Source organism: Acidobacteriota bacterium, assembly GCA_028874215.1.
Lineage (GTDB): Bacteria > Acidobacteriota > UBA6911 > RPQK01 > JAJDTT01 > JAJDTT01.
The window spans coordinates 1-19228 of sequence record JAPPLF010000055.1; the positions used below are offsets into that span (position 1 = coordinate 1).

Here is a 19228-nt window from a genome sequence, read left to right on the forward strand (position 1 = left end):
CAGGGGGGTCGCTCACTTCTCCTCCCCGGACTCCCCGTCCGGGCGCGCCTCCTCCCGAAGGGCGGGGATAACCCGAAGGGGCTCAACAGGATGGCGGAAAGGGGGCTTGTGACACTCGCCGCTCCGAGAGTGGAACACACCCCCCCATGTGTGTTTCACATCCCGGGACTTCGCCGGACAGGCCCCCGGAGGTGGAACACGGCCCGGGAGCGGTCCGCCACATTGCCGTCAATGGGACTTTCCGTGCTCTTCGCAGCCCGTGGATCCGCGACGTCTACAGGGTCCACCCGGGACCGGGCGCGCGCGGCCCCTTAGGCGATCCACAACCCTCCCCCCGGTTTCCGCTGGAATCCGGACCGAGAGCCAGGTCCGGCCTCGGTCGATGCGGATGCGGCATTGGAGGATGGGGGCGGTTGCCCGCTCCCGCCGGAGGTCGTCGCGGGCCACCGCGACCACGTGCACCGGGTGGTCTTGTGCGTGTAGCGCGGCCCAGAGCCGGGCGTGCTCCGCCCCCCACGAGCATAGCTCCGAGTCGGTGTGCCGGCTGGGATCGACATAGACGAAGGTCGCCCGGTCCTCCTCCAGGGCCAGGGGGAGCTTGCGGGGGAAGTACCGGCTCTGTCCGTGGGCGTGGCCGGCATAGTGGCGGCACGGGAACAGCCGCCGGGAAAGGCCCAGCGCCTCCAGCGCCTGCGACAACTGCGTCACCTGCGGACCGACGAGGTTCATGGAGAGGTGAAAGGGCTTCCCGGTGTCGATCTGGAGGTGTAAGGGAGACAATGGAGGCAAGTTACATCGCGGAAGTCTTTCGACTTACACGCGCGATTTCCCCGATCCCTTTGTCGCTCATGCAGTTGCGGCCACATTCCCGGCTTCGCCGCGCCCGCACGGGGAAAGCGGAAGTGGACGGGAGCGACCCCCCCTTTTTCCTGCCCGGTGCGGGCGCGGGGGTGTTGCGCAACTTACACTTGCGCAACACCCCCTGGGGGGGGTCGCTCCCGTCTCAATCATCCCTGCGGGAAGGCTACTATGAAGACTTCTTGCATCTCGTTCGGCGACCGCAAGGTCGACTAGGCCCTAGGGGGTATCCTACAAGTAGTTTCCGAAGGTGTGCCCGGGACGGCTCGGTGAGTAGGCCCAAGCGAAACCGGTTCAGACGAGAAATCCTGGAGCCCGAACTAGAGCGATTGTGCTACGAGGCAAGCCGGGTCTAGCGACAGTACGACGCGGTCGACGGCGGAGAAGTGGATTGTGGCTGCGACGCTGGGTCGGAAATAGGAAAGATGAGCTAGCGTCACCGGAGTGGTGTACAGTGGTGAACGCCATATGTCTTCCACGGAGCGGCACACTAGACGGTTGTCAATCACGTTGACCCGTGAGCAATACCGCGAGCTTGAGCGCGTGGCTAGACACAAACGCGTTTCGCGAGCGTGGGTCGTCCGAGACGCGGTAGACCAGTACCTTGAGGCCCAAATGCCGCTCTTTTCGAGTCGGACGATTAGCAGCTCGGATTCGGGTGAGTAGACATCCATGCGTCGTCTATGGGCTATGGATAACCTTGAAGCAATCGCACAGCTTCCCTCTGGCTCTGTTGCGCTTGCGTACCTCGATCCCCCGTTCAACTCTGGGCGTTCATACGACACAGTCGTGACGATGTCGCGACAGTCGGGGCGAGAGATCCAGTCGGCATTCTCTGACAGTTGGCGTTGGTCCAGCGATACCGGAAGACTTGCTCAAAGCCTAGACCAGTGGCTTCCCAAGTCGGCGGTAAGCATCGTGAATACATTGGTCACCACACTCGGGAAGACCGACATCTCAGCATACCTTGTCATGATGGCGCCGCGCTTGGCCGAAGTACACCGCTGCCTCCGAGAAGAAGGATCCGTCTATGTACACTGTGACCCGGCAGCGAGCCACTATCTGAAGGTGCTACTCGACCACCTCTTCGGTCCAGAGAATTTTCGAAACGAGATTATTTGGAAGAGAACCCACGCCCACAGTAGCTCCAAACGCTACGGACCAGTTCACGATACGATCTTGTTCTATACGAAGAGCCCCAGGTACACGTGGAACCGAGTATTCTCGAAGTACAGCAAAGCGTATCTCAAAAAGAATTTTAGAAACTCAGACGAGCGGGGCAAGTACCAGCTCATCACCTGTACGGCACCAGGCGATCGGACGGGAACCCGGGCGCACTACCGCTGGCGAAACCAGTGGCCTCCTCCCGGTCGCCACTGGGCCTGGAAGCGTGAGCAGATGGAGGCTTTCGACAAACAGGGTTGCATTGAGTATTCCTCGAACGGCATACCTCGTTTGAAGCGCTATATCGACGACGGACAAGGTGTTGCGGTTCAGGACATTTGGCTGGATATCAACCGACTCGACTCTCACTCGGCAGAGAGAGTTGGTTTCGAGACACAGAAGCCGCTTGCGCTCCTTGAGCGTCTCATTAGCGCTAGCTCCAACAAGGGAGATACCGTCCTGGATCCATTCGCAGGAAGCGGAACAACGGCAGTCGCGGCCGAGCGACTAGGGCGGAAATGGACCATAGTCGATGAGTCCTTGATGTCTTGCGCCATCGCACTTGCACGAGTGCGGCAGGATGTGAATTTGGAAGCCGTTTCCTTGAAAGGATTTCCGGAGGATTCGCGTTCGGCGCGGGCTCTGTTGCGATCGGAGCCCTTTGCCTTTGGGATTTGGGGGTCTTCGATGCTCGCAACTCTTCCGAGCCGTAGAGAAACGAATTATGAAGTCGTCACTGGAAGTGGCAATCTGACAGTCAAGTCGCGTCGCATCGAGCTCATTAGCTGGGTGCCTCTACGCTCCCTCGTCGAGGTTCCCGTGCCTCCCTCAAGTCGACGGCGACTTGCGAAGCTTGGACTAATCCTGCGCCATGGCCGATCCGCAGCGACTGCTCGCCGGTGGCTTGAACAACAAGTCTCTGTACCGTTGCATGAGATTGATCTCAACCATCTTGTTGAGCCCGAAGCATTGAATCGCGGAATCTCCCCACGGCTTGCCGAACTAGTCCACCTGGGATGATGGTAGTCGACCACGTGTCCGGGAAGCTCAGTCAGCTTGACCAGGAAGTTGTCCGGGCCGTTCCTCCAGGCGGGAATTGGAGGAATTTGCCAGAGGACTTTAAATCTGCACGCGTCCAGCAGATTCGGAAGAGCGCAAAGCAAGGCGGCGGAAGTCGCAGTACGTACTACGGACGGCTTCGCTGGGACTCTCCTAGCTACACTATCTCTACCTACTTCAATCGTCCAGGGAACGGGTGCTTCATTCATCCGGAGGCTAATCGGCTTATCACTGTCAGAGAGGCTGCTCGACTGCAGAGCTTTCCGGACTGTTATCGGTTCTTCGGTCGAGGACGTGCTCGCTACATCCAGGTTGGCAATGCGGTTCCCCCGTTACTGGCCTACAACATTGCGGCTGTGCTTGAGCCTGGGCCGATGGTGGACCTCTTCGCGGGAGCAGGCGGACTCTCACTTGGGTTCGAGAGCGCAGGGTTCTCTGTGCTGGCTAGTGTTGACAACGACCCTGCCGCCACCGCGACGTACCAACTGAATCGTCCGTCAAAAGAACTGGTGCTCCGTAAAGATCTCTCAGACCCCCGCAATTTCGACTATACCATCAAGGAAATCCGACGACGTGCCGGGCAGGACGGCGTTCAAATGGTAGCAGGCGGTCCTCCTTGCCAGGGATTTTCGACTGCTGGCAATCTTCGATCGCATGACTCGCGGAATGGGTTGGTTTATGCCTTCTTGGAGGCGGCGAAGGCCCTCAGACCACGCTACGCATTAATGGAAAACGTGCCGGCACTTTCCTATCGACGACATGCCAAAACGCTCCGCGAGATCCGCCGTTCTTTCCACGATTTCTCGTACTCTACATCAGTCATGATCGCCCACGCAGAGGCCTACGGTGTGCCACAGCGGCGCCGCCGACTCTTCCTACTGGCCTCCCGAGATCATGGAGATCTTCCGTGGCCTCAGCCCGAATTTTGCCCTTTGCCCCCATCCCAGCTTCGATTACAACCAGGAGCCCTTGATGCTCGAGACGCGCCACATGGTTTCAGCGTTTCAGATGCGATCGGAGACCTTCCCTTGACTGATGTGGCAGACCCGGAAATCGAGGTTGCATATGCGAAGCCTGCCGTTTCGAAGTTCCAGCAATGGGCGCGCGGCGACATCCGTTTAGAGTGTCTCGCCAAACCTCGCGCGGTTTCTTCATATCCATCATTGTTTTGACGACTATTGGGAGTGCGAAGTGCTGCCGGTCGATCGATCCGACATCCTAAAGGAAGGGCTCAATGCACTCAGTCAATTTGCGCAAACAACGAGCGTACGGGGTCGCTTTATCGCGCTGTATTTGGGCCTCCGTCGTATGCTCAAGTTTCGGGCGGCGGGCCATACTATTCTCCACCATCTTGGTAGCAAAGGCGCAACTCCAAGTCGAGCAATCGAGGATTTTCTCGATCGGCTGTATACGAAGACGCATAGACCTGAGCCCTTCGTTGTTCTGACAGCGCCATTCGGTGGCAGCACATCTCCTGAAGCTCCATATAGTACCCTCACGAACGTTCTGGCTCCCGGACGAAGGTATCCAACCAACACTTGGCGCAATAACTTCGGGATACAGAAAGGTGTAGGCTGCCCAGCAGAACCAGACATCATAAGCCGTCTGTTAGACAGTCCCCAGCGGCGATTGGCCTGCCAACACATGTCCATGGATGAGGGAGGACGGCACCATTGTCGCCTCAGAAGCACATCCTATCGGGGTGAGGAACACTCAATTTGGATGCGAGTAGCTCCGGACGGTTACCAGATAACAGATCTTGACCACCCAGCCGTCCACACGGACTACCTCCGGCCACATGGGAAAACCATACCGATCTTTCCTCTCATTTCAGTGCTCTACAGCTTTGCTCCTGCGGGAGTGTATCCGGCTAGAAACCGCGTCGGAATCCCGGACTTCGCTTCGGATTTCGGTTTCACCCTTGAGCAGGTTGAGGCACTGTTCGATTGCGACCCTCAAGCGCAATACAACACCAGGGTGGTATCTCTCGTATTTGATGCGGACCTCGGCCGATCCGAGCGGCATCACGATATGCCGCCGGTGCAGGCTGCTGCCCCGCGCCCTTCTGATTTGATGCAGTCTGCTGTGCCACTCCCACCTGCACCGGTGGCCGCGACAGTCAATACTGGTGTTGGAGCCGAGTTGTTGGTAGCTAAGGATCTCCTACGCCAAGGGTGGGATGTACTGTACAGAGGCAACCAACATGGAATTGGTTACGATCTAGAAGCGCGGCGAGGCAGCCAAACCTTACGGTTGGAGGTAAAATCATCTGTCGCTTTCACATATCCGGAACTCCAGTCGTCAGAGTGGAGTGCTGCGCAACGCTATCAAGACACGTTCGTGCTAGCCGTGGTTGACTTCTACGGGTCCAACAAGCCTCGAATCTGGTATGTGAGGAATCCGGCAGCCAACACTGCACCGGTAGCGCGCAATTTAGTCATTTTCCGGCTCAGTCGTTTTGATTTAGAGTCACTCAGTATTGACGCTGATTTCTTATAACGACCACCTATGCGGGGTGGGGAAGGTGCAGTTGTAGGATCGCTTGGGTACTCAAGTATGTCGGCCCCGATTTTGCCCATAGGAATAGGCTCACTCGTTCCCTTCATGATGCCTTCCATTTCCTGCCGCCTTCGCTTTGGATGTCGGTGGCGATCTAAAATGTCAAACTTCGGGGGCGTCGGCACGTGGGTATCCGGGGCTGACGCGGTCCATTTACGGCCAGGAACGTCCAGGCCCATCCGGTTCGATCAGGTGGAAAGAATGGTGGGGAGAGCGTCTCCGCATAATACGTAACTCTTTTTTATTAAATGGTTTACAGAGATTATGGAATCAGTCCGGCGGACTGCGTTGCGATTCGGGCACATACTCCCGGTATGCACCCGAATCGCGCCTTGTCCGGCGGGCGCAGGAACGGTCTCGGTGCTCGCGGGACTTTCACCACGGACTGTTAAGATCGTCCACCCAGGGTCCGGTGCTCTGTTTGACTTTCACGACGGGCTGCTAGAATGACGTGCCCATGAGACATCGAGCACGAATTGGATTTCTAGTGACGGTTGCCCTTTTGCTGGTGTTCTCGGCGCCGGCCTGCGGGCCGGCGGCGGACGAGGACGGCCGCCTGAAGATCGCCGGGATGTTCATGCAGGAGGACCAGTTCTTCCGTCTGGTCCGGTTCGGAATGCAGCAGGCCGCCAAGGAGGAGGGTGCCGAGCTGCTGCTCTCCACCGTGGACGGCAAGCCGGAAAAGGAGCTCCAACTCGTCAACACCTACATCGCCCGGCAGGTGGATGGCATCGTCCTTTCGCCCCTGAGCGCCACTGCCTCGGTCACGGCTCTGCGGCGGGCCCACGACGCCGGAATCCACGTCGTCGCCTACAACTCCACCGTGGAGGGCGGACTTCCGGCCGCCTTCATCGAGAGCGACCAGTCCGACTTGGGCTCCCAGACCGGAGAGGCGGCCCGCACATACATCGAGGAGAAACTGGGCGGACAGGCCCAGATCGCCATTCTGGCCTTCAAGTCGGCGCTGACGGAGCAGAGCGAAGCCCGGACCAACGGTTTCAAGAGCCGGGTCACCGATCTGCCCGGAGTCGAGATCGTGGCCGAGCAGGATGCCTGGCTGCCGGAGATGGGTATCCGCAAGGCGGGCGACATCCTCACGGCCAATCCCGGGATCGACCTGATCTGGTGCGCCAACGAGGGGGGAACGGTGGGCGCCGTCATGGCGGTCAAGAGCGCCGGACGGGGAGGCGAGGTCGTCGTCTTCGGGACCGACGTGAGCGACCAGATGCTTGGTTTCCTCCTGGCGGAGGACGAGATTCTGCAGGCCGTCACCGGCCAGAAGCCCTTCGAAATCGGCTACCAGTCCGTCAAAGCGGCCGTCGCCGTGATCCAGGGGAGGGAAGTCGAGAGCCACGTCTCCATGTCCGGGGTGTTGCTTGAGCGCAGGGATCTCGAGATCGTTCGCGCCTACCGGGCCCGGCTCCAGGAACTCATCGCCAACTAACCGTGAATCCCGTCTCCAAGCCGATCCAGCTCGAAGCCCGCGGGATCCGGAAGGAATATCCGGGGACCGTCGCCCTCAAGGACGTCTCGGTCCGGTTCGAAGGGGGCAAGGTGCACGCGCTCATCGGCCGGAACGGCGCCGGGAAGAGCACCCTGGTCCGAATTTTGGCCGGCTCCACTCAACCCACTGCGGGCCAGGTCCTGCTTGACGGCGAACCCGTCGAGTTGAGATCGCCCGGCGACGCCTTCCAACGGGGGATCGCCACCGTCTACCAGGAGCTGAGCCTGGTGCCGGGGTTGAGCGTGGCCGAGAACATCCTCCTGGGACGGATGCCCCGAAACCGGGGTCCGTTCATCGACTGGGAGTCGGCCGCCGACCGGGCCCGCTCCGTGCTGGCCACCATGGACGTGGAGATGGATGTTGACGAGCCGGTGGGCCGGTTGGGCTTCGCCCAGCAGCAGACGGTGGAGATCGCCAAGGCCATGTCCTTCCGGCCTTCGGTCCTGATGCTGGACGAGCCGACGTCGGGACTGGCGCGGCACGAAACCCGCAGCCTCTTTCGGCTCGTGCGCCAACTGGCGGAACAGGGAGTAGCCATCCTCTACATCTCCCACCGGCTCCAGGAGCTGAGGGAGATCGCCGACCGGGTCACCGTCCTTCGGGACGGCAATCACGTGGCGACAGTTGAGATGGAGGAAACCACGGACGGGGAGATCGTTCACTACATGTTCGGGGAGACCGTGCAGAAGGAGCGTCCCGCCGATCTCCTGGCCGGCCGGGAGCCGGTGCTGCAGGTTCGGGGACTGTCCCGGGGCGACGAGTTCCAGGACGTGAATCTGACCCTTCACCGGGGAGAGATCCTGGGGATCGCCGGCATGCTGGGATCGGGACGCACCGAGTTGCTCAAGTCGATCTTCGGAGCCCTTCCCTTCGATCGTGGTGAAATTCTCGTATCCGAGGAGACTTACGATAAAGTTTCTCCTTCCGAAATGAAGAATCTTGGTCTCGGGTTCGCCCCCGAGGACCGGAAACAGGAGGGACTGGTCCAGACCCAGAGCATCCGGTCCAACCTCTGCCTGGCCAGTCTGGACCGGATTTCGAGTCGGGGATTCCTGAACCGGCGGCGGGAGCGGAGCCTGATCCGGGAGCAGGTGGATCGCCTGCACATCAAGGCCCCCGACGTGGAGGAGGCCGTCTCCTCGCTCAGCGGAGGCAACCAGCAGAAGGTTGTGGTGGGAAAGTGGCTCGGCACCTCATTGCAGGTGCTGCTCCTGGACGAGCCCACGCGCGGGATCGATCTCCAGGCCAAGCAGCAGATCTTCCAATTGATGTGGGACCTGAGCCGCCAGGGGATCGCCGTCCTGTTCGTCTCCAGCGAGCTTGAGGAACTGGTGGAGGTGTGCCACCGTATCCTGGTCATGAAGCACGGTCGGATCGAGCAGGAAGTCCGGCCCGAAAACACCACCGCCGACCAACTCTTCGTCCAGTGCATGTAATCCGGCTGACCCCTTCCCAAGTGATGGCCTGGGCCCGAAGCTCCATCCTGGAGCTGGTCCTGGTGGTCCTCTGCCTGGTGCTGGCGTTCCAGGCGGAAGGCTTCTTCACGGTAGCCAACCTGCTCAACGTCCTGCGGAACGTCTCCATGCAGGGGATCATCGCCTTCGGCATGACCATGGTCATCATCTCGGGCGAGATCGACCTGAGCGTGGGATCTGCCGTGGCCTTCGCCGGGTGCGTCACCGCGTGGCTGACGCAGTGGCTGGCCGCCCTGGGAGTAGCCATGCTGGTGGCTCTTCCCCTGGCCATGGTCTCGACGCTCCTCGTAGGCATGAGCATCGGAGCCTTGACGGGCCTGATCCGGGTCCGATTCGCCGTCCCCAGCTTCATCATCACCCTGGCCTGGATGACCGTGCTGACGGGAGTAGCCCAGCTCATCACCGGGGGCTTTCCGCTGACCCCCTTTCCCGAGTGGTACAACTTCTTCGGGGGCGGCTACCTCTTCGGCGTGCCCTTTCCGGCGCTGGTCTTCCTGCTGGTCTTCCTCACCACCCATGTCCTCATGGGCTACACCTCGTTCGGGCGTTCCGTCTATGCCGTGGGAGGGAATCCGGAGGCGGCCCGCCTCAGCGGGATCCGGGTCGGCCGGGTCAAGGTGGTGGTGATGGCCAGCGTGGCCTTTCTGGCCGCCCTGGCAGGAATCATGCAGTCGGCCCAGATCATGGCCGGATCGGCGACGACGGCGCGGGGTTGGGAACTGGACGTCATCGCCTCGGTCATCATCGGCGGAACCAGCCTTATGGGCGGGGAGGGGAGGATCCGGGGCACCCTGATGGGCGTCATCTTCCTGGGCATCCTGGTCAACGGCATGACGTTGATGAACATCAACGAGTACTGGCAGTACGTGGTCCGGGGCACCCTCATCCTGGCCGCGGTTCTCGGCAACCGGATCAACGAGCGGTCTCGGGATTAGCTGGCGAGAGTCAATCGGCCGTCTCGGACGACACATCGCGACCCCACAAACACCGTCGCACCGGGACAGGTCAGATCCATATTCAGGGTGGATTCGTTCTTTCCACCCAGGTACCTGTTTTCTCCCAAAGCAAAGAACAGCATCCCTGTTTTACATTCGTCAACGCCTATGTTTCCCGTCGGGGAGTGGATACCCGGGTTGACTCCAATCCCCACGTGGCTGATTCGATCACGGTGGCCGGAATGTGTGCCGACAAAGTCCGTAAAGGATTTCGGGCTGTTGGCCGCCGAAATGCCGGAAATACGGCCGTCGACGAAAGTAAGGGTCAGATCGCGGACGTTTCTCCACCGTTCAATACAAATGGAGCCCTGAACGGTGGTTTCCGGTACGGTAAACGAAATCGCACCGAACGGCAGGTTCAGAACGAGACTGTTGAGACGGCCATCGTTCTCGAATACGGGTCTGCCGCCAAGCTGACACTCCAGGCGGCCGCTATTGGGAGTCCTGATGTCCAGGACGCTTCCATTTTCAATGACCTGCTTGACGGACCGTACACGCCGGTCCAATTCGATCATATCCACGTCAATCGAGTTCTCCATTGCGCGATAGATGTCTCCCCTCGGGACCAGGAGCTCATCCTGTGGCACCGCGCCCGGATGCGCGATCATGCAATTGGGAACGCGTCTGGATTCCTGTTGATGCAAAAGCGTTCCTATGGCTTGGTTCCATGCCTGAAGCCGTTCGGGAGGACAAGATTCCGTCAATGGACGCCAGTCACGCTCGATGACGATGGCGGCAGCGGCCCTGGTGGCGAGGTCAGATAGAAACGGTGACGGAGATCGAAGCCACTCAATGGGCAACGTCCGAATGCGTTCCGCCTCGTGAGCAATCGAGGTGACGTTGAGGCAGGGGATCGCCTTGGCTCTTTCTACCGCGAGCGATACGGCTTCGATGCATTTCCACATGGCAGCGTCGCCGCGAATTTCAACGAACTGACCTGCCTGAATCTCCAGGCCGGCGACGGCCATGTCCGCCAGCTTCTTGTAGAGCAATGGCGACACTAAACTCCCTTGTCGCCAGGTCGAACGGAGAAATCCCGCCGGTCCCGGTAGAGTCGAGCCCGGTTCAGGACAAACTCATGTTTGGTCGCATCCAAATCGATATTCATGCAGGGGGTGTAGGTCCAATACTTGTACTCCCCGATGAAGAGGTAGGTGAACGACTTGCTGAAGAACTTCCCGTCAATCCCCTCGCCGTCCCGGATGCGTTCGCAGAAGGCCTCAAGTAGCGCCTGCTGCTTGTCCTTCCTGATGAGAACGTACTCGTGCGGCCAGGTATTGCGGTAGGTCTTGGCCTCGCGCCACGGCGCTCTCGCGATCAACTCCGTCAAGTTCGGCACGAATACCCCGTTGGTGCGATTCGTGCTTTGCTCACGCCGCGGGCCGCACCGCCTTGACCAGTTCGCGAATGTGTTCGGGAGTAGTCCCGCAGCAGCCGCCGATGATCTTGATTCCCATATCGGCCATGCGGCGAAAGCGTTTCGCCATCCAGCGCGGCTCTTCGTCGTAGACGATCTTCATGTCCACCAGTTTGGGGATGCCGGCGTTGGAGTGAACCACCAGCGGCTGGTCGGTCAGATCCGTCATGATGTCGGAGATCTCCACCATTCTCTCGATGCCGTTCCCGCAGTTGGTTCCCACCACGTCGGCGCCGGCGGCGTCCAACTTGAGGACGCCCTGCTCGGGAGAAATTCCCATCATGGTGAAGTAGCCGCGCGGACCCTTGTCGAAGGTCATGGAGACCAGGACCGGAAGCCCGGTGGCCTCCTTGGCGGCCTGAACGGCCAGCGTCGCCTCTTCCACCGCGGTCATAGTTTCGGCCAGGATCGCATCGGCGCCCCCTTCGGCCAAGGCAGACGCCTGCTCGGCAAAGGCTTCGAACATTTCCCGTTCGGTGACCTCGCCCAGCGGCTCGACGAACTCCCCCGTGGGTCCCATGGAACCCACGACGTAGCAGTCGTCGCCGGCGCCCTCGCGGGCGAGTTGGGCGGCCAGTTTGTTGAAGCGGTGAAGCTGGTCGCCGTAGCCGTATTTCTTGAGCATGAAGCGGTTGCCGCCGAAGGAGTTGGTGAGCACCATCTCCGATCCCGCCTCGGAGTAGGCGGCGGACATTCCCCGAACGATGTCGGGATGGTCGGCGTTGAAGGCCTCGGGACAACCACCCGGCTCCAGGCCGTGCATCTGGAGGTAGGTTCCGGTGGCCCCATCCGAGATGATGGGTACATCCTGGGCCAATCGGCTCAACAACGGCGGCCTGGGCATAGCCGGAACAGGATACTCGGATTTTTCAATTGGAGTCGACAAATCGCACCGGGGCTATTGCGCACAGACGAAATTCGAGGAGGTCGTCCAGACAGCGAAAATGGACGAGTTCCCGTGATCGTTGGGGGCGCGAATGGCCATGAATGACGGCCGTCCGAGTTTTCAGGCAGAATTCTACTGAAATGAAACGCAGAATCTACACCGACACCTCCGTGATGGGGGGTGTCCTTGATGTGGAATTCACTCAGTCGTCACAGATCCTGATGGATACGTTCAGGCATGGTGAGGCGACGTTGGTGATTTCAAGCCTTACGGAGCTGGAGCTTTTGTCGGCTCCGTCCGGTGTACAAGCCACGCTAGCTCAAGTGCCGGAGGTGCACCGAGAACGCGTTGAGATGACGGAAGAGGCGTTAGTGCTTGCGGGGCTGTACATTGACGCCCGCGCCATTGGTCCGGCAAACAGGGCAGACGCCCAACACATAGCCATAGCAACGGTCAGCCGAGTAGATGCGTTGGTGAGTTGGAACTTCAAACATATAGTGAACTTGAAGCGAATACAGGCTTATAATTCGGTGAATCTACGTGAAGGCTATCCTATCCTGGAGATTCGAACTCCCAGGGAGGTCATCGACTATGGCAATGATTGAGAAAAAGTTCGACGCTGTGCAGGTGATGCGCTCGATTCGGGATCGCATCAGTGACGAGATCGATGGCATGACCTTCGAGGAGGAGCAGTCCTATATCAAAAAGCGCCTTCGGGACGCATCCAACACGCCTGTCATTGGTTCTGGTGACAAAGGATTTCCTGCGCCCGGTAGGCTCGCAAGGCCAACGAGAGACAACTGAAGTGATGAGAGCCACCAGGCTTGGTCGGCAATCCAAGGTGGCGTTCCGTGTCTGACCGTTGGTCTGACTCCTTGCCTCTTCATGCACGCTACCGCTGAGCGGCTCCGGCGACCCTGTCACCCTGTGGACGACCCGTACCCCCACTTGACTCCCCTTGGAGGCGGGGATAGCGTGACCGCACTGGGGGTGAAGCCATGGAAATACGTGAGGACTTGCGCGAATCGGTCCGGAATTCGTTGCCGGAGTTGTCGGAAATCATCGACGAAAGCCTCCGGAATCTGGTCGTGGACGCCTGGGCCTATTGCCTGGGCCAGAGTTCCTTCCGGTCCATCGACGAGATTCGCCCCTCGGGCAACCCCGACACCCCTACTCTCAAGGGGGGCACCCAGACCGACCACATCCGCGGGGTGACCCGCCTGGCGCTGGCCCTGGGCGACACCCTCAAGGAACAGTTTCCCCAGCTCCCCATCGACCGGGACCTGCTGGCCGCTTGCGCGCTCTGCCATGACGTGGGCAAGCCCTACGAGTTCGACCCCGAGCGCCAGGCGCGCTGGAGCAGCCGGCCCGCCGCCTCGGGCTGGCCCCCCATTCGCCATCCCCAGTACGGGACTCACGTCTGCCTGACGGTGGGGTTGCCCGAGGAGGTCTGCCATGCCGCCGGCTGCCACTCGGGCGAGGGGGAGCTGGTCCGCCGGTCGCTTCACGTGACCATCGTCCACCACGCCGACTATGCCTTCTGGCGGCCTCTGGAGGCGGCCGGCCTGCTGGATTCGGATTGAGGCTGACCATCCCGGCCAGCGCCTGGAAACCGCCCCGGGAGGGTGGATCGGATTTCGGAGGGAAGCGGTGATGCGAGTCCGTGTCTGGCCTCTCTTTTCGCTGTTGGCTCTGGCCGCAGGCTGCGCCCTGGACTCGGCCCCCGTTTCGAACCGTCCGGCGAGCCAGCCTCCGGTCCCCGAAGCCACCTACCGCCTGACCTTCGGTCTGAAGGACGCTTCTCCGACGGCGTGGGACGGGCGCCTGGTTCTCTCCCCGGGACAACGGATTCAGGCGTTGCCTGACCTGCTCCGGGAGCACAACCTCGCGACCGGCGAGGACCCGCTCTTCCCCAACGACTACGTCCGGACCGGGTCCAGTTGGGTCGCGAGTTCGCGCAAAGCGTGGATGCGGGATCCGGAGGCCTTCCAACTGGAGTATCCCAGCGTCCTGGTCCAGGTCTGGGAGAACCCCAACCAGGGACCGATCCGGATCGAGACCGTCCGGGGCGCCTTTTCCTTCGTCTTCCGGGAACTTCCCCCATTCTCGTCCGCCGAGTATCTGGACGGGGGTGTGCTGGTCGAGTCCGTGCCTTCACCCCTGGCCGTCGATTCCCGATACGCGGGACAACAGGACCACCCGGCGATCTGGGCCTCCGGCTCGGGGGAACTCTGGCTGGCGTGGCAGGAGTACGAGAACGACTCCGATGCGGTCTGCGTCCGGAACCTTTCGGGGGATTCCTGGGGACCGACGCAGGTGCTGGCAACAGAGTCCGACGTGTTCCAAACGGCGGTGGCCGAGGACGACTCCGGGCGGGTCTGGGTGGTCTGGTCCATGCAGGTGGACGGCAATTGGGATCTCTACGGCCGATCCCATGAGCGAGGCCGCTGGTCCGGATTGGAGCGGCTCACCGAGGGAGCGGGTCCCGACACGCACCACTCCCTGGTCCGGGATGCCGCGGGACGCCTCTGGCTGATCTGGCGTTCCGTGCCGCAGGACCGGGCTCAAATCATGGCCCAAAGCCTGGAGAAGGGCCGGTGGTCGCCGCCCCGGCAGATCAGCACGGGGGATTCGGCCGCGGGCAACAACTGGTGGCCCGTGGCCTCGGCGGGACCCGGCGGCTCGCTGGCGGTGGTCTGGGACGGCTATGCCTCCGGCAGCTACGACGTCTATCTGCGGGTCTGGTCATCGGGCCGGTGGCTTCCGGTCCGGACGGTGGCGGGAACCGCGCGGTTCGAGGCCAACCCTTCCGTCACCGTGGGTCCCGAAGGCCGGATCTGGGTGGCTTGGCAGGAGTCGGGCGTCGAGTGGGGCAAGGACACGGGGCGGCTGTCCCGGGTGCAGGGGACACAGCTTCGCGAGTCCAGGGAGATCCGGATCGTCTGCCTGGACGGTGAGAAGCGGTTGGCCACGGAGGGGTCGCTCTCCACGATTTTCATCGGAGATCTCTGGGAGATGCCCCACCTGGAGACGGGGCCCTCCGGGGAACCCTGGTTGCTGGTCCGGAAACTGTATCTGCGCCAGCCCGACATCCGGGAAGTGAGAGGGAAACTGGGACCCGTCTACTACCCACGTTGGGACATTCATCTGACCCAATACCGGGGCGGCCAATGGAGTGCACCCATGCGTCTGGCCCGCACCAGCGGCCGCAACGCCCTGATGCCCTCCGGTTCCAGGGCTCCGGACGGCGCGTTCTGGCTCACTTGGGCCACGGACCACCGGAACGCCAAGAGCTACATGCAGCAACACAACCAGGTCTTCCTGGCCAAGCTGCAGCCGCCGGAGCTGGAACAAGGCGTTTCCCTGGTTCCCGCCCCGTCGTCGGCGGAGGATCCTCCGGTCCCGCCCATCCATCCCGACGAAGAGGAGGAGTTGGACCGAATCCGCGCTTTCCGGGTGGAGCATCGCGGCAAGACCTACTCCATCTACCGGGGAGATCTCCACCGCCACACCGAGATCTCGATTGACGGAGCGGCGGACGGCACGCTTCTGGATGCCTACCGGTATGCCGTGGATGCCGGTGGGTTGGATTTCCTGGGAGTGAGCGATCACACCCACCATGTTGACGAGCCCTACACCTGGTGGCGGAGCCAGAAGACCGCCGACCTCTTCCAACTGGAGGATTTTGTCTCGTTTTACGGCTACGAGCGGTCGCTCAGTTTCCCCAGCGGTCACCGGAACATCTTCTTCACCGAACGGGGGAAGCCCATCCATCCCATCCTGGGGCCTGAGGAGCGGGGCCAGGAGGGCGCCGAGCGGCTCTTCTGGTACCTCCGCCGCCACGGGGGAACCTCCATCCCTCACACCACCGGCAGGTCCAACGATTGGCGCGACAACGACCCCGAGGTGGAAACCCTGGTGGAGATCTACCAGGGTCTCCGGGACACCTATGAGCACGCCGGAGCGCCGCAGCCCGGAACCTTGAAGCCCCGGAACGCCGAGGAACGTCCCGGCTACGTCTGGAACGCTCTGGCCAAGGGCTACCGGTTGGGATTCATCGCCTCCTCGGACCACCACTCCACCCACATGAGCTACGCCTGCCTGCTGGCCGAGGAACTGACCCTGGAGAGCCTGATGGAGGCGATCCGGAGCCGGCGCGCCTACGCCTCCACCGACAACATCATCCTGGACGTGCGTTTCGTCCACGCCGGTGGCGAGCATCTCATGGGCGAGGAGTTCGACGTATCGGGACCGCTGCGCCTGAAGGCGAGGGTGGTGGGGACCGATCCGCTCCACCGCGTGGACGTCATCCGGAATGAGGCCATCGTCTACCAGGTGTCTCCCGAGAAGGAGCAGGAGATCTCCTTCGAGTACGTGGACGCCGACACGGGCGAAGGCGAGCACTACTACTACGTGCGGGTCCTGCAGCAGGACGGCATGGTGGCTTGGGGCTCTCCCGTCTGGGTGACCTACCAACCGTCCGAGCCATGAGCCGTCTTCCGCAGCGTTTCCTTCCCCCGGTCCTCATCGGACTGCTGGTCTGGTTCGTGCCGCCACCGGACGAGGTCCAGCTCCAGGCCTGGCGCCTCCTGGCCATCTTCCTGGCCACCATCGCGGGGATCCTGGCCAAGACCCTCCCCTTGGGCGCCATGGCGCTACTGGGGGTCATCGCGTCCATGCTCACCGGCGTCCTGAAGCCGGACGAAGCGTTGGCCGGGTTCGGCTACCCCGTGGTCTGGCTCATCGTGTCCGCCTTCTTCATCTCCCGGGGGTTCCTGGTCACCGGCCTGGGACTGCGAATCGCGTACCTGTTCATGGCGGCGGTGGGGAAGAAGAGTCTGGGGCTGGCCTACAGCATGATCGGAGTCGATCTGGTCCTGGCCCCGGCCATCCCCAGCAACACAGCTCGTTGCGGCGGCGTCATCTGCCCCATCCTGCAATCCGTGGCCGTCTCCTTCGGGAGCCGTCCCGACGGCGCCAGCGCCCGCCGGCTGGGCGCGTTTCTGATCAAAACGTCCTATCAGGGCGGCGTCGTGGTGAGCGGCATGTTCCTGACCTCCATGGCGGGCAATCCCATGGCGGCCGGGCTGGCTGCGGGGATGGGAATCGAGATCGACTGGACCACGTGGTTCCTGGCCGCCCTGGTTCCCGGACTGCTGTGTCTCATGACAGGCCCCTGGATCCTCTACCGGATCTATCCTCCCGAGATTACCGAGACGGCCGGAGCCGCCCGGATGGCCAAGCGGAAGCTGGAGGAGATGGGGCCGCTCAAGCCGTCCGAGCGGATCATGCTGGGCACCTTCGCCCTCCTTCTGATCCTGTGGGTGTTCGGCGGTAGATTGGGGATCAGCAGCGCAGTCGCGGCGCTGACCGGACTGGCCATCCTGCTCCTGACCGGGACGCTGAGGTGGAAGGACATCCTGGGGGAAAGAGGAGCCTGGGACGCGCTCATCTGGTTCGGAGTCCTCATCAACCTGGCCAGTCACCTCAACTCCATGGGGCTGATCCCCTGGTTCGGAGATCAACTGGCCGCCGTACTGGGAGAAGGGCACTGGATGAAGTCCTTCGTACTCCTGAGCCTTCTCTATTTCTACAGCCACTACCTGTTTGCGGGAAACACGACCCACATCAGCTCCATGTACGCTCCCTTCCTGGCGGTGGCCATTGCGGTGGGAACCCCGCCCCTGCTGGCGGCGCTGGTATTGGGCTACTTCAGCAACCTGTTCAGCGGCATGACGCACTACGGCACCGGCCCCGCTCCGGTCTTTTTCGGGACAGGCTACGTGGAGATGGGCGACTGGTGGAAGCTGGGCGGCCTCCTCAGCGTGGTGAACATCCTCATCTACTTCGTCGCCGGCGGGTTTTGGTGGAAGGTGCTGGGGATCTGGTAGACGGGATCGGCGAAGCGATTCGTCTCCCAAGGTCCAATCATGAACGACATGCGAGATTTGTTGCAGGAGACGGCCGAGCGCGCCGCGAAGTTCCTCGAATCACTCCCCGAACGCCGGGTCTCGGCGGCACGAAACGCGGAAGAGCTCGTGGCGGATCTCGGAGGCGAACTGCCCCAAAAGGGACTTCCGGCATCGGAGATCGTGGAGCGGCTCGACGTGACCGGCGTGCAAGGTGTGGTGGCGAGCGCCGGACCTCGCTACTTCGGCTTCGTCACGGGTGGCGCGCTGCCGGCGTCGCTGGCCGCGAATTGGCTCGCGGCGGCGTGGGATCAGAACGCCTTCAGCGAGGCCGGCTCGCCGGCCGGTGCCGCCATCGAGCAGGTCGCGATGCGCTGGGTGTTCGAAGCGCTGGAATTGCCGGCGGACGCAGGAGCCGCGTTCGTCACCGGAGCGACCATGGCCAACTTCACCGCACTCGCTGCGGCCCGGCGCGCGGTCCTGCACGCGCACGGTCACGATGTCGACCGGCATGGACTCCACGGGGCGCCGGAGATCACGGTGGTCGTGGGCGAGCAGGCCCATGCCACCCTGTTCAAGGCGCTCGGCATGCTGGGTCTCGGACGCGACCGGGTTTGGCGCGTGCCCGTCGACGCGCAGGGCCGGATGCAAGTTGGTTCGGTTCCCGATCTCGACGGGCCGGCGATCGTCTGCACTCAGGCCGGGAACGTGAACAGCGGCGCGTTCGACCCGGTGGGCGCGGTGTGCGACGCGGTGGGAGGCAGGGACGTCTGGGTCCATGTGGACGGCGCCTTCGGCTTGTGGGCGCGAGCATCGAGACGGCTCGGTCCCTTGTCCGCCGGCGTCGAACGTGCCGATTCGTGGGCGACCGACGCCCACAAGTGGCTGAACGTGCCCTACGACAGCGGTCTTGCCATCGTCCGTGATGCGGGTGCCCTGCGCGCGACGATGTCCGTGCATGCCGATTATCTCCCCGGCCGGATCAGCCGCGATCCGTTCGAGTTCACGCCGGAAACGAGCCGCCGGATGCGCGGGGTGGAGATCTGGGCCGCATTGCTCGCGCTCGGCCGGGACGGAATCGAGGAATTGGTGGATCGCAACTGCCTCCAGGCGCGGCGGTTCGCGGCCGGACTTTTCGACGCGGGTTGGGAGATTCTCAATGATGTGGTGCTCAATCAGGTGCTCGTCGCGTTCGGCGACGATCGCATCACGACTGACGTCATAAGGGGCGTGCAGCGTGAGGGAACCTGCTGGTGCGGGAAAACGAACTGGAACGGCCGCGCCGCAATGCGCATCAGTGTCTCGTCGTGGGCGACGACCGACGAAGACGTGGAGCGAAGTCTGGCTGCGATTCTGCGTGTCGCCGATGACATGGCGCGGCCGGGTGTCTGACTCTGTGAAT

Annotated in this window: 16 protein-coding genes and 1 pseudogene; 13 read left to right on the forward strand and 4 right to left on the reverse strand. The window is 62.0% G+C overall.

The genetic code is table 11. The features are described from left to right. Positions 1-228: 228 nt before the first annotated feature. A complete protein-coding gene (locus OXT71_10530) occupies positions 229-729 on the reverse strand; it encodes a hypothetical protein (protein ID MDE2926821.1) in 501 nt (166 codons plus the stop codon). A gap of 597 nt (positions 730-1326) precedes the next feature. Between OXT71_10530 and OXT71_10535 the strand changes: the two genes are divergently transcribed. From OXT71_10535 to OXT71_10565, 7 genes and pseudogenes are all read left to right on the forward strand, one after another. Beyond that, positions 1327-1524: a ribbon-helix-helix domain-containing protein gene (locus tag OXT71_10535; GenBank protein ID MDE2926822.1), complete on the forward strand. Its 198-nt coding sequence runs from the start codon at positions 1327-1329 to the stop codon at positions 1522-1524. A 1517-nt stretch (positions 1525-3041) separates the two neighbouring features. Beyond that, a pseudogene (locus OXT71_10540) lies at positions 3042-3428 on the forward strand (DNA cytosine methyltransferase). 27 nt (positions 3429-3455) lie between these two features. Then, a complete protein-coding gene (locus tag OXT71_10545; GenBank protein ID MDE2926823.1) occupies positions 3456-4253 on the forward strand; it encodes a DNA cytosine methyltransferase in 798 nt (265 codons plus the stop codon). Between the two features lie 550 nt (positions 4254-4803). Further along, on the forward strand, positions 4804-5580 hold the full coding sequence (locus OXT71_10550; protein MDE2926824.1) for a DUF3883 domain-containing protein: 777 nt from the start codon (positions 4804-4806) through the stop codon (positions 5578-5580). Between the two features lie 547 nt (positions 5581-6127). Then, positions 6128-7084 (forward strand): substrate-binding domain-containing protein, encoded by a 957-nt coding sequence (locus OXT71_10555; GenBank protein ID MDE2926825.1) that lies wholly within the window; start codon positions 6128-6130, stop codon positions 7082-7084. 2 nt (positions 7085-7086) lie between these two features. Next, positions 7087-8580 (forward strand): sugar ABC transporter ATP-binding protein, encoded by a 1494-nt coding sequence (locus OXT71_10560; GenBank protein ID MDE2926826.1) that lies wholly within the window; start codon positions 7087-7089, stop codon positions 8578-8580. Between the two features lie 23 nt (positions 8581-8603). Further along, positions 8604-9554: an ABC transporter permease gene (locus OXT71_10565; GenBank protein ID MDE2926827.1), complete on the forward strand. Its 951-nt coding sequence runs from the start codon at positions 8604-8606 to the stop codon at positions 9552-9554. Here the strand turns inward: OXT71_10565 and OXT71_10570 are convergent. From OXT71_10570 to OXT71_10580, 3 genes are read right to left on the reverse strand one after another with little or no spacing between them, the layout of a single operon-like run. Further along, on the reverse strand, positions 9551-10606 hold the full coding sequence (locus tag OXT71_10570) for a hypothetical protein (GenBank protein ID MDE2926828.1): 1056 nt from the start codon (positions 10604-10606) through the stop codon (positions 9551-9553). The genes OXT71_10565 and OXT71_10570 overlap by 4 nt on opposite strands. An 8-nt stretch (positions 10607-10614) precedes the next feature. Then, positions 10615-10953: a hypothetical protein gene (locus OXT71_10575; protein ID MDE2926829.1), complete on the reverse strand. Its 339-nt coding sequence runs from the start codon at positions 10951-10953 to the stop codon at positions 10615-10617. Positions 10954-10984: 31 nt separating this feature from the next. Then, positions 10985-11875 carry a homocysteine S-methyltransferase family protein gene (locus OXT71_10580; protein ID MDE2926830.1) on the reverse strand — a complete coding sequence of 297 codons (891 nt, stop codon included), beginning with the start codon at positions 11873-11875 and terminating at the stop codon, positions 10985-10987. Positions 11876-12057: 182 nt separating this feature from the next. Between OXT71_10580 and OXT71_10585 the strand changes: the two genes are divergently transcribed. The 6 genes from OXT71_10585 (at position 12058) to OXT71_10610 (ending at position 19218) form a co-directional block, all read left to right on the forward strand. Next, positions 12058-12522 (forward strand): PIN domain protein, encoded by a 465-nt coding sequence (locus OXT71_10585; protein MDE2926831.1) that lies wholly within the window; start codon positions 12058-12060, stop codon positions 12520-12522. After that, positions 12509-12721 carry a hypothetical protein gene (locus tag OXT71_10590; GenBank protein MDE2926832.1) on the forward strand — a complete coding sequence of 71 codons (213 nt, stop codon included), beginning with the start codon at positions 12509-12511 and terminating at the stop codon, positions 12719-12721. Before OXT71_10585 ends, OXT71_10590 begins: the two co-directional genes overlap by 14 nt. Positions 12722-12915: 194 nt before the next feature. Then, positions 12916-13500 carry an HD domain-containing protein gene (locus OXT71_10595; GenBank protein ID MDE2926833.1) on the forward strand — a complete coding sequence of 195 codons (585 nt, stop codon included), beginning with the start codon at positions 12916-12918 and terminating at the stop codon, positions 13498-13500. A 70-nt stretch (positions 13501-13570) separates the two neighbouring features. Next, the gene (locus OXT71_10600; GenBank protein ID MDE2926834.1) at positions 13571-16408 is read left to right on the forward strand and encodes a hypothetical protein; all 2838 of its coding nucleotides are present in this window, start codon (positions 13571-13573) and stop codon (positions 16406-16408) included. Beyond that, complete coding sequence (locus OXT71_10605) at positions 16405-17808, forward strand: anion permease (protein MDE2926835.1); 1404 nt, start codon at positions 16405-16407, stop codon at positions 17806-17808. The genes OXT71_10600 and OXT71_10605 overlap by 4 nt, the downstream gene beginning before the upstream one ends. Before the next feature lie 48 nt (positions 17809-17856). Continuing rightward, complete coding sequence (locus OXT71_10610; GenBank protein MDE2926836.1) at positions 17857-19218, forward strand: pyridoxal-dependent decarboxylase; 1362 nt, start codon at positions 17857-17859, stop codon at positions 19216-19218. Positions 19219-19228: the final 10 nt, after the last annotated feature.

Coding starts and splice junctions, on each gene's coding strand:
- OXT71_10580 (MDE2926830.1), bottom strand. CDS start 11,875: ATGCCCAGGCCGCCGTTGTTGAGCCGATTGGCCCAGGATGTACCCATC.
- OXT71_10565 (MDE2926827.1), top strand. CDS start 8,604: ATGGCCTGGGCCCGAAGCTCCATCCTGGAGCTGGTCCTGGTGGTCCTC.
- OXT71_10585 (MDE2926831.1), top strand. CDS start 12,058: ATGAAACGCAGAATCTACACCGACACCTCCGTGATGGGGGGTGTCCTT.
- OXT71_10530 (MDE2926821.1), bottom strand. CDS start 729: ATGAACCTCGTCGGTCCGCAGGTGACGCAGTTGTCGCAGGCGCTGGAG.
- OXT71_10600 (MDE2926834.1), top strand. CDS start 13,571: ATGCGAGTCCGTGTCTGGCCTCTCTTTTCGCTGTTGGCTCTGGCCGCA.
- OXT71_10535 (MDE2926822.1), top strand. CDS start 1,327: ATGTCTTCCACGGAGCGGCACACTAGACGGTTGTCAATCACGTTGACC.
- OXT71_10545 (MDE2926823.1), top strand. CDS start 3,456: ATGGTGGACCTCTTCGCGGGAGCAGGCGGACTCTCACTTGGGTTCGAG.
- OXT71_10610 (MDE2926836.1), top strand. CDS start 17,857: ATGCGAGATTTGTTGCAGGAGACGGCCGAGCGCGCCGCGAAGTTCCTC.
- OXT71_10550 (MDE2926824.1), top strand. CDS start 4,804: ATGCGAGTAGCTCCGGACGGTTACCAGATAACAGATCTTGACCACCCA.
- OXT71_10595 (MDE2926833.1), top strand. CDS start 12,916: ATGGAAATACGTGAGGACTTGCGCGAATCGGTCCGGAATTCGTTGCCG.
- OXT71_10590 (MDE2926832.1), top strand. CDS start 12,509: ATGGCAATGATTGAGAAAAAGTTCGACGCTGTGCAGGTGATGCGCTCG.
- OXT71_10605 (MDE2926835.1), top strand. CDS start 16,405: ATGAGCCGTCTTCCGCAGCGTTTCCTTCCCCCGGTCCTCATCGGACTG.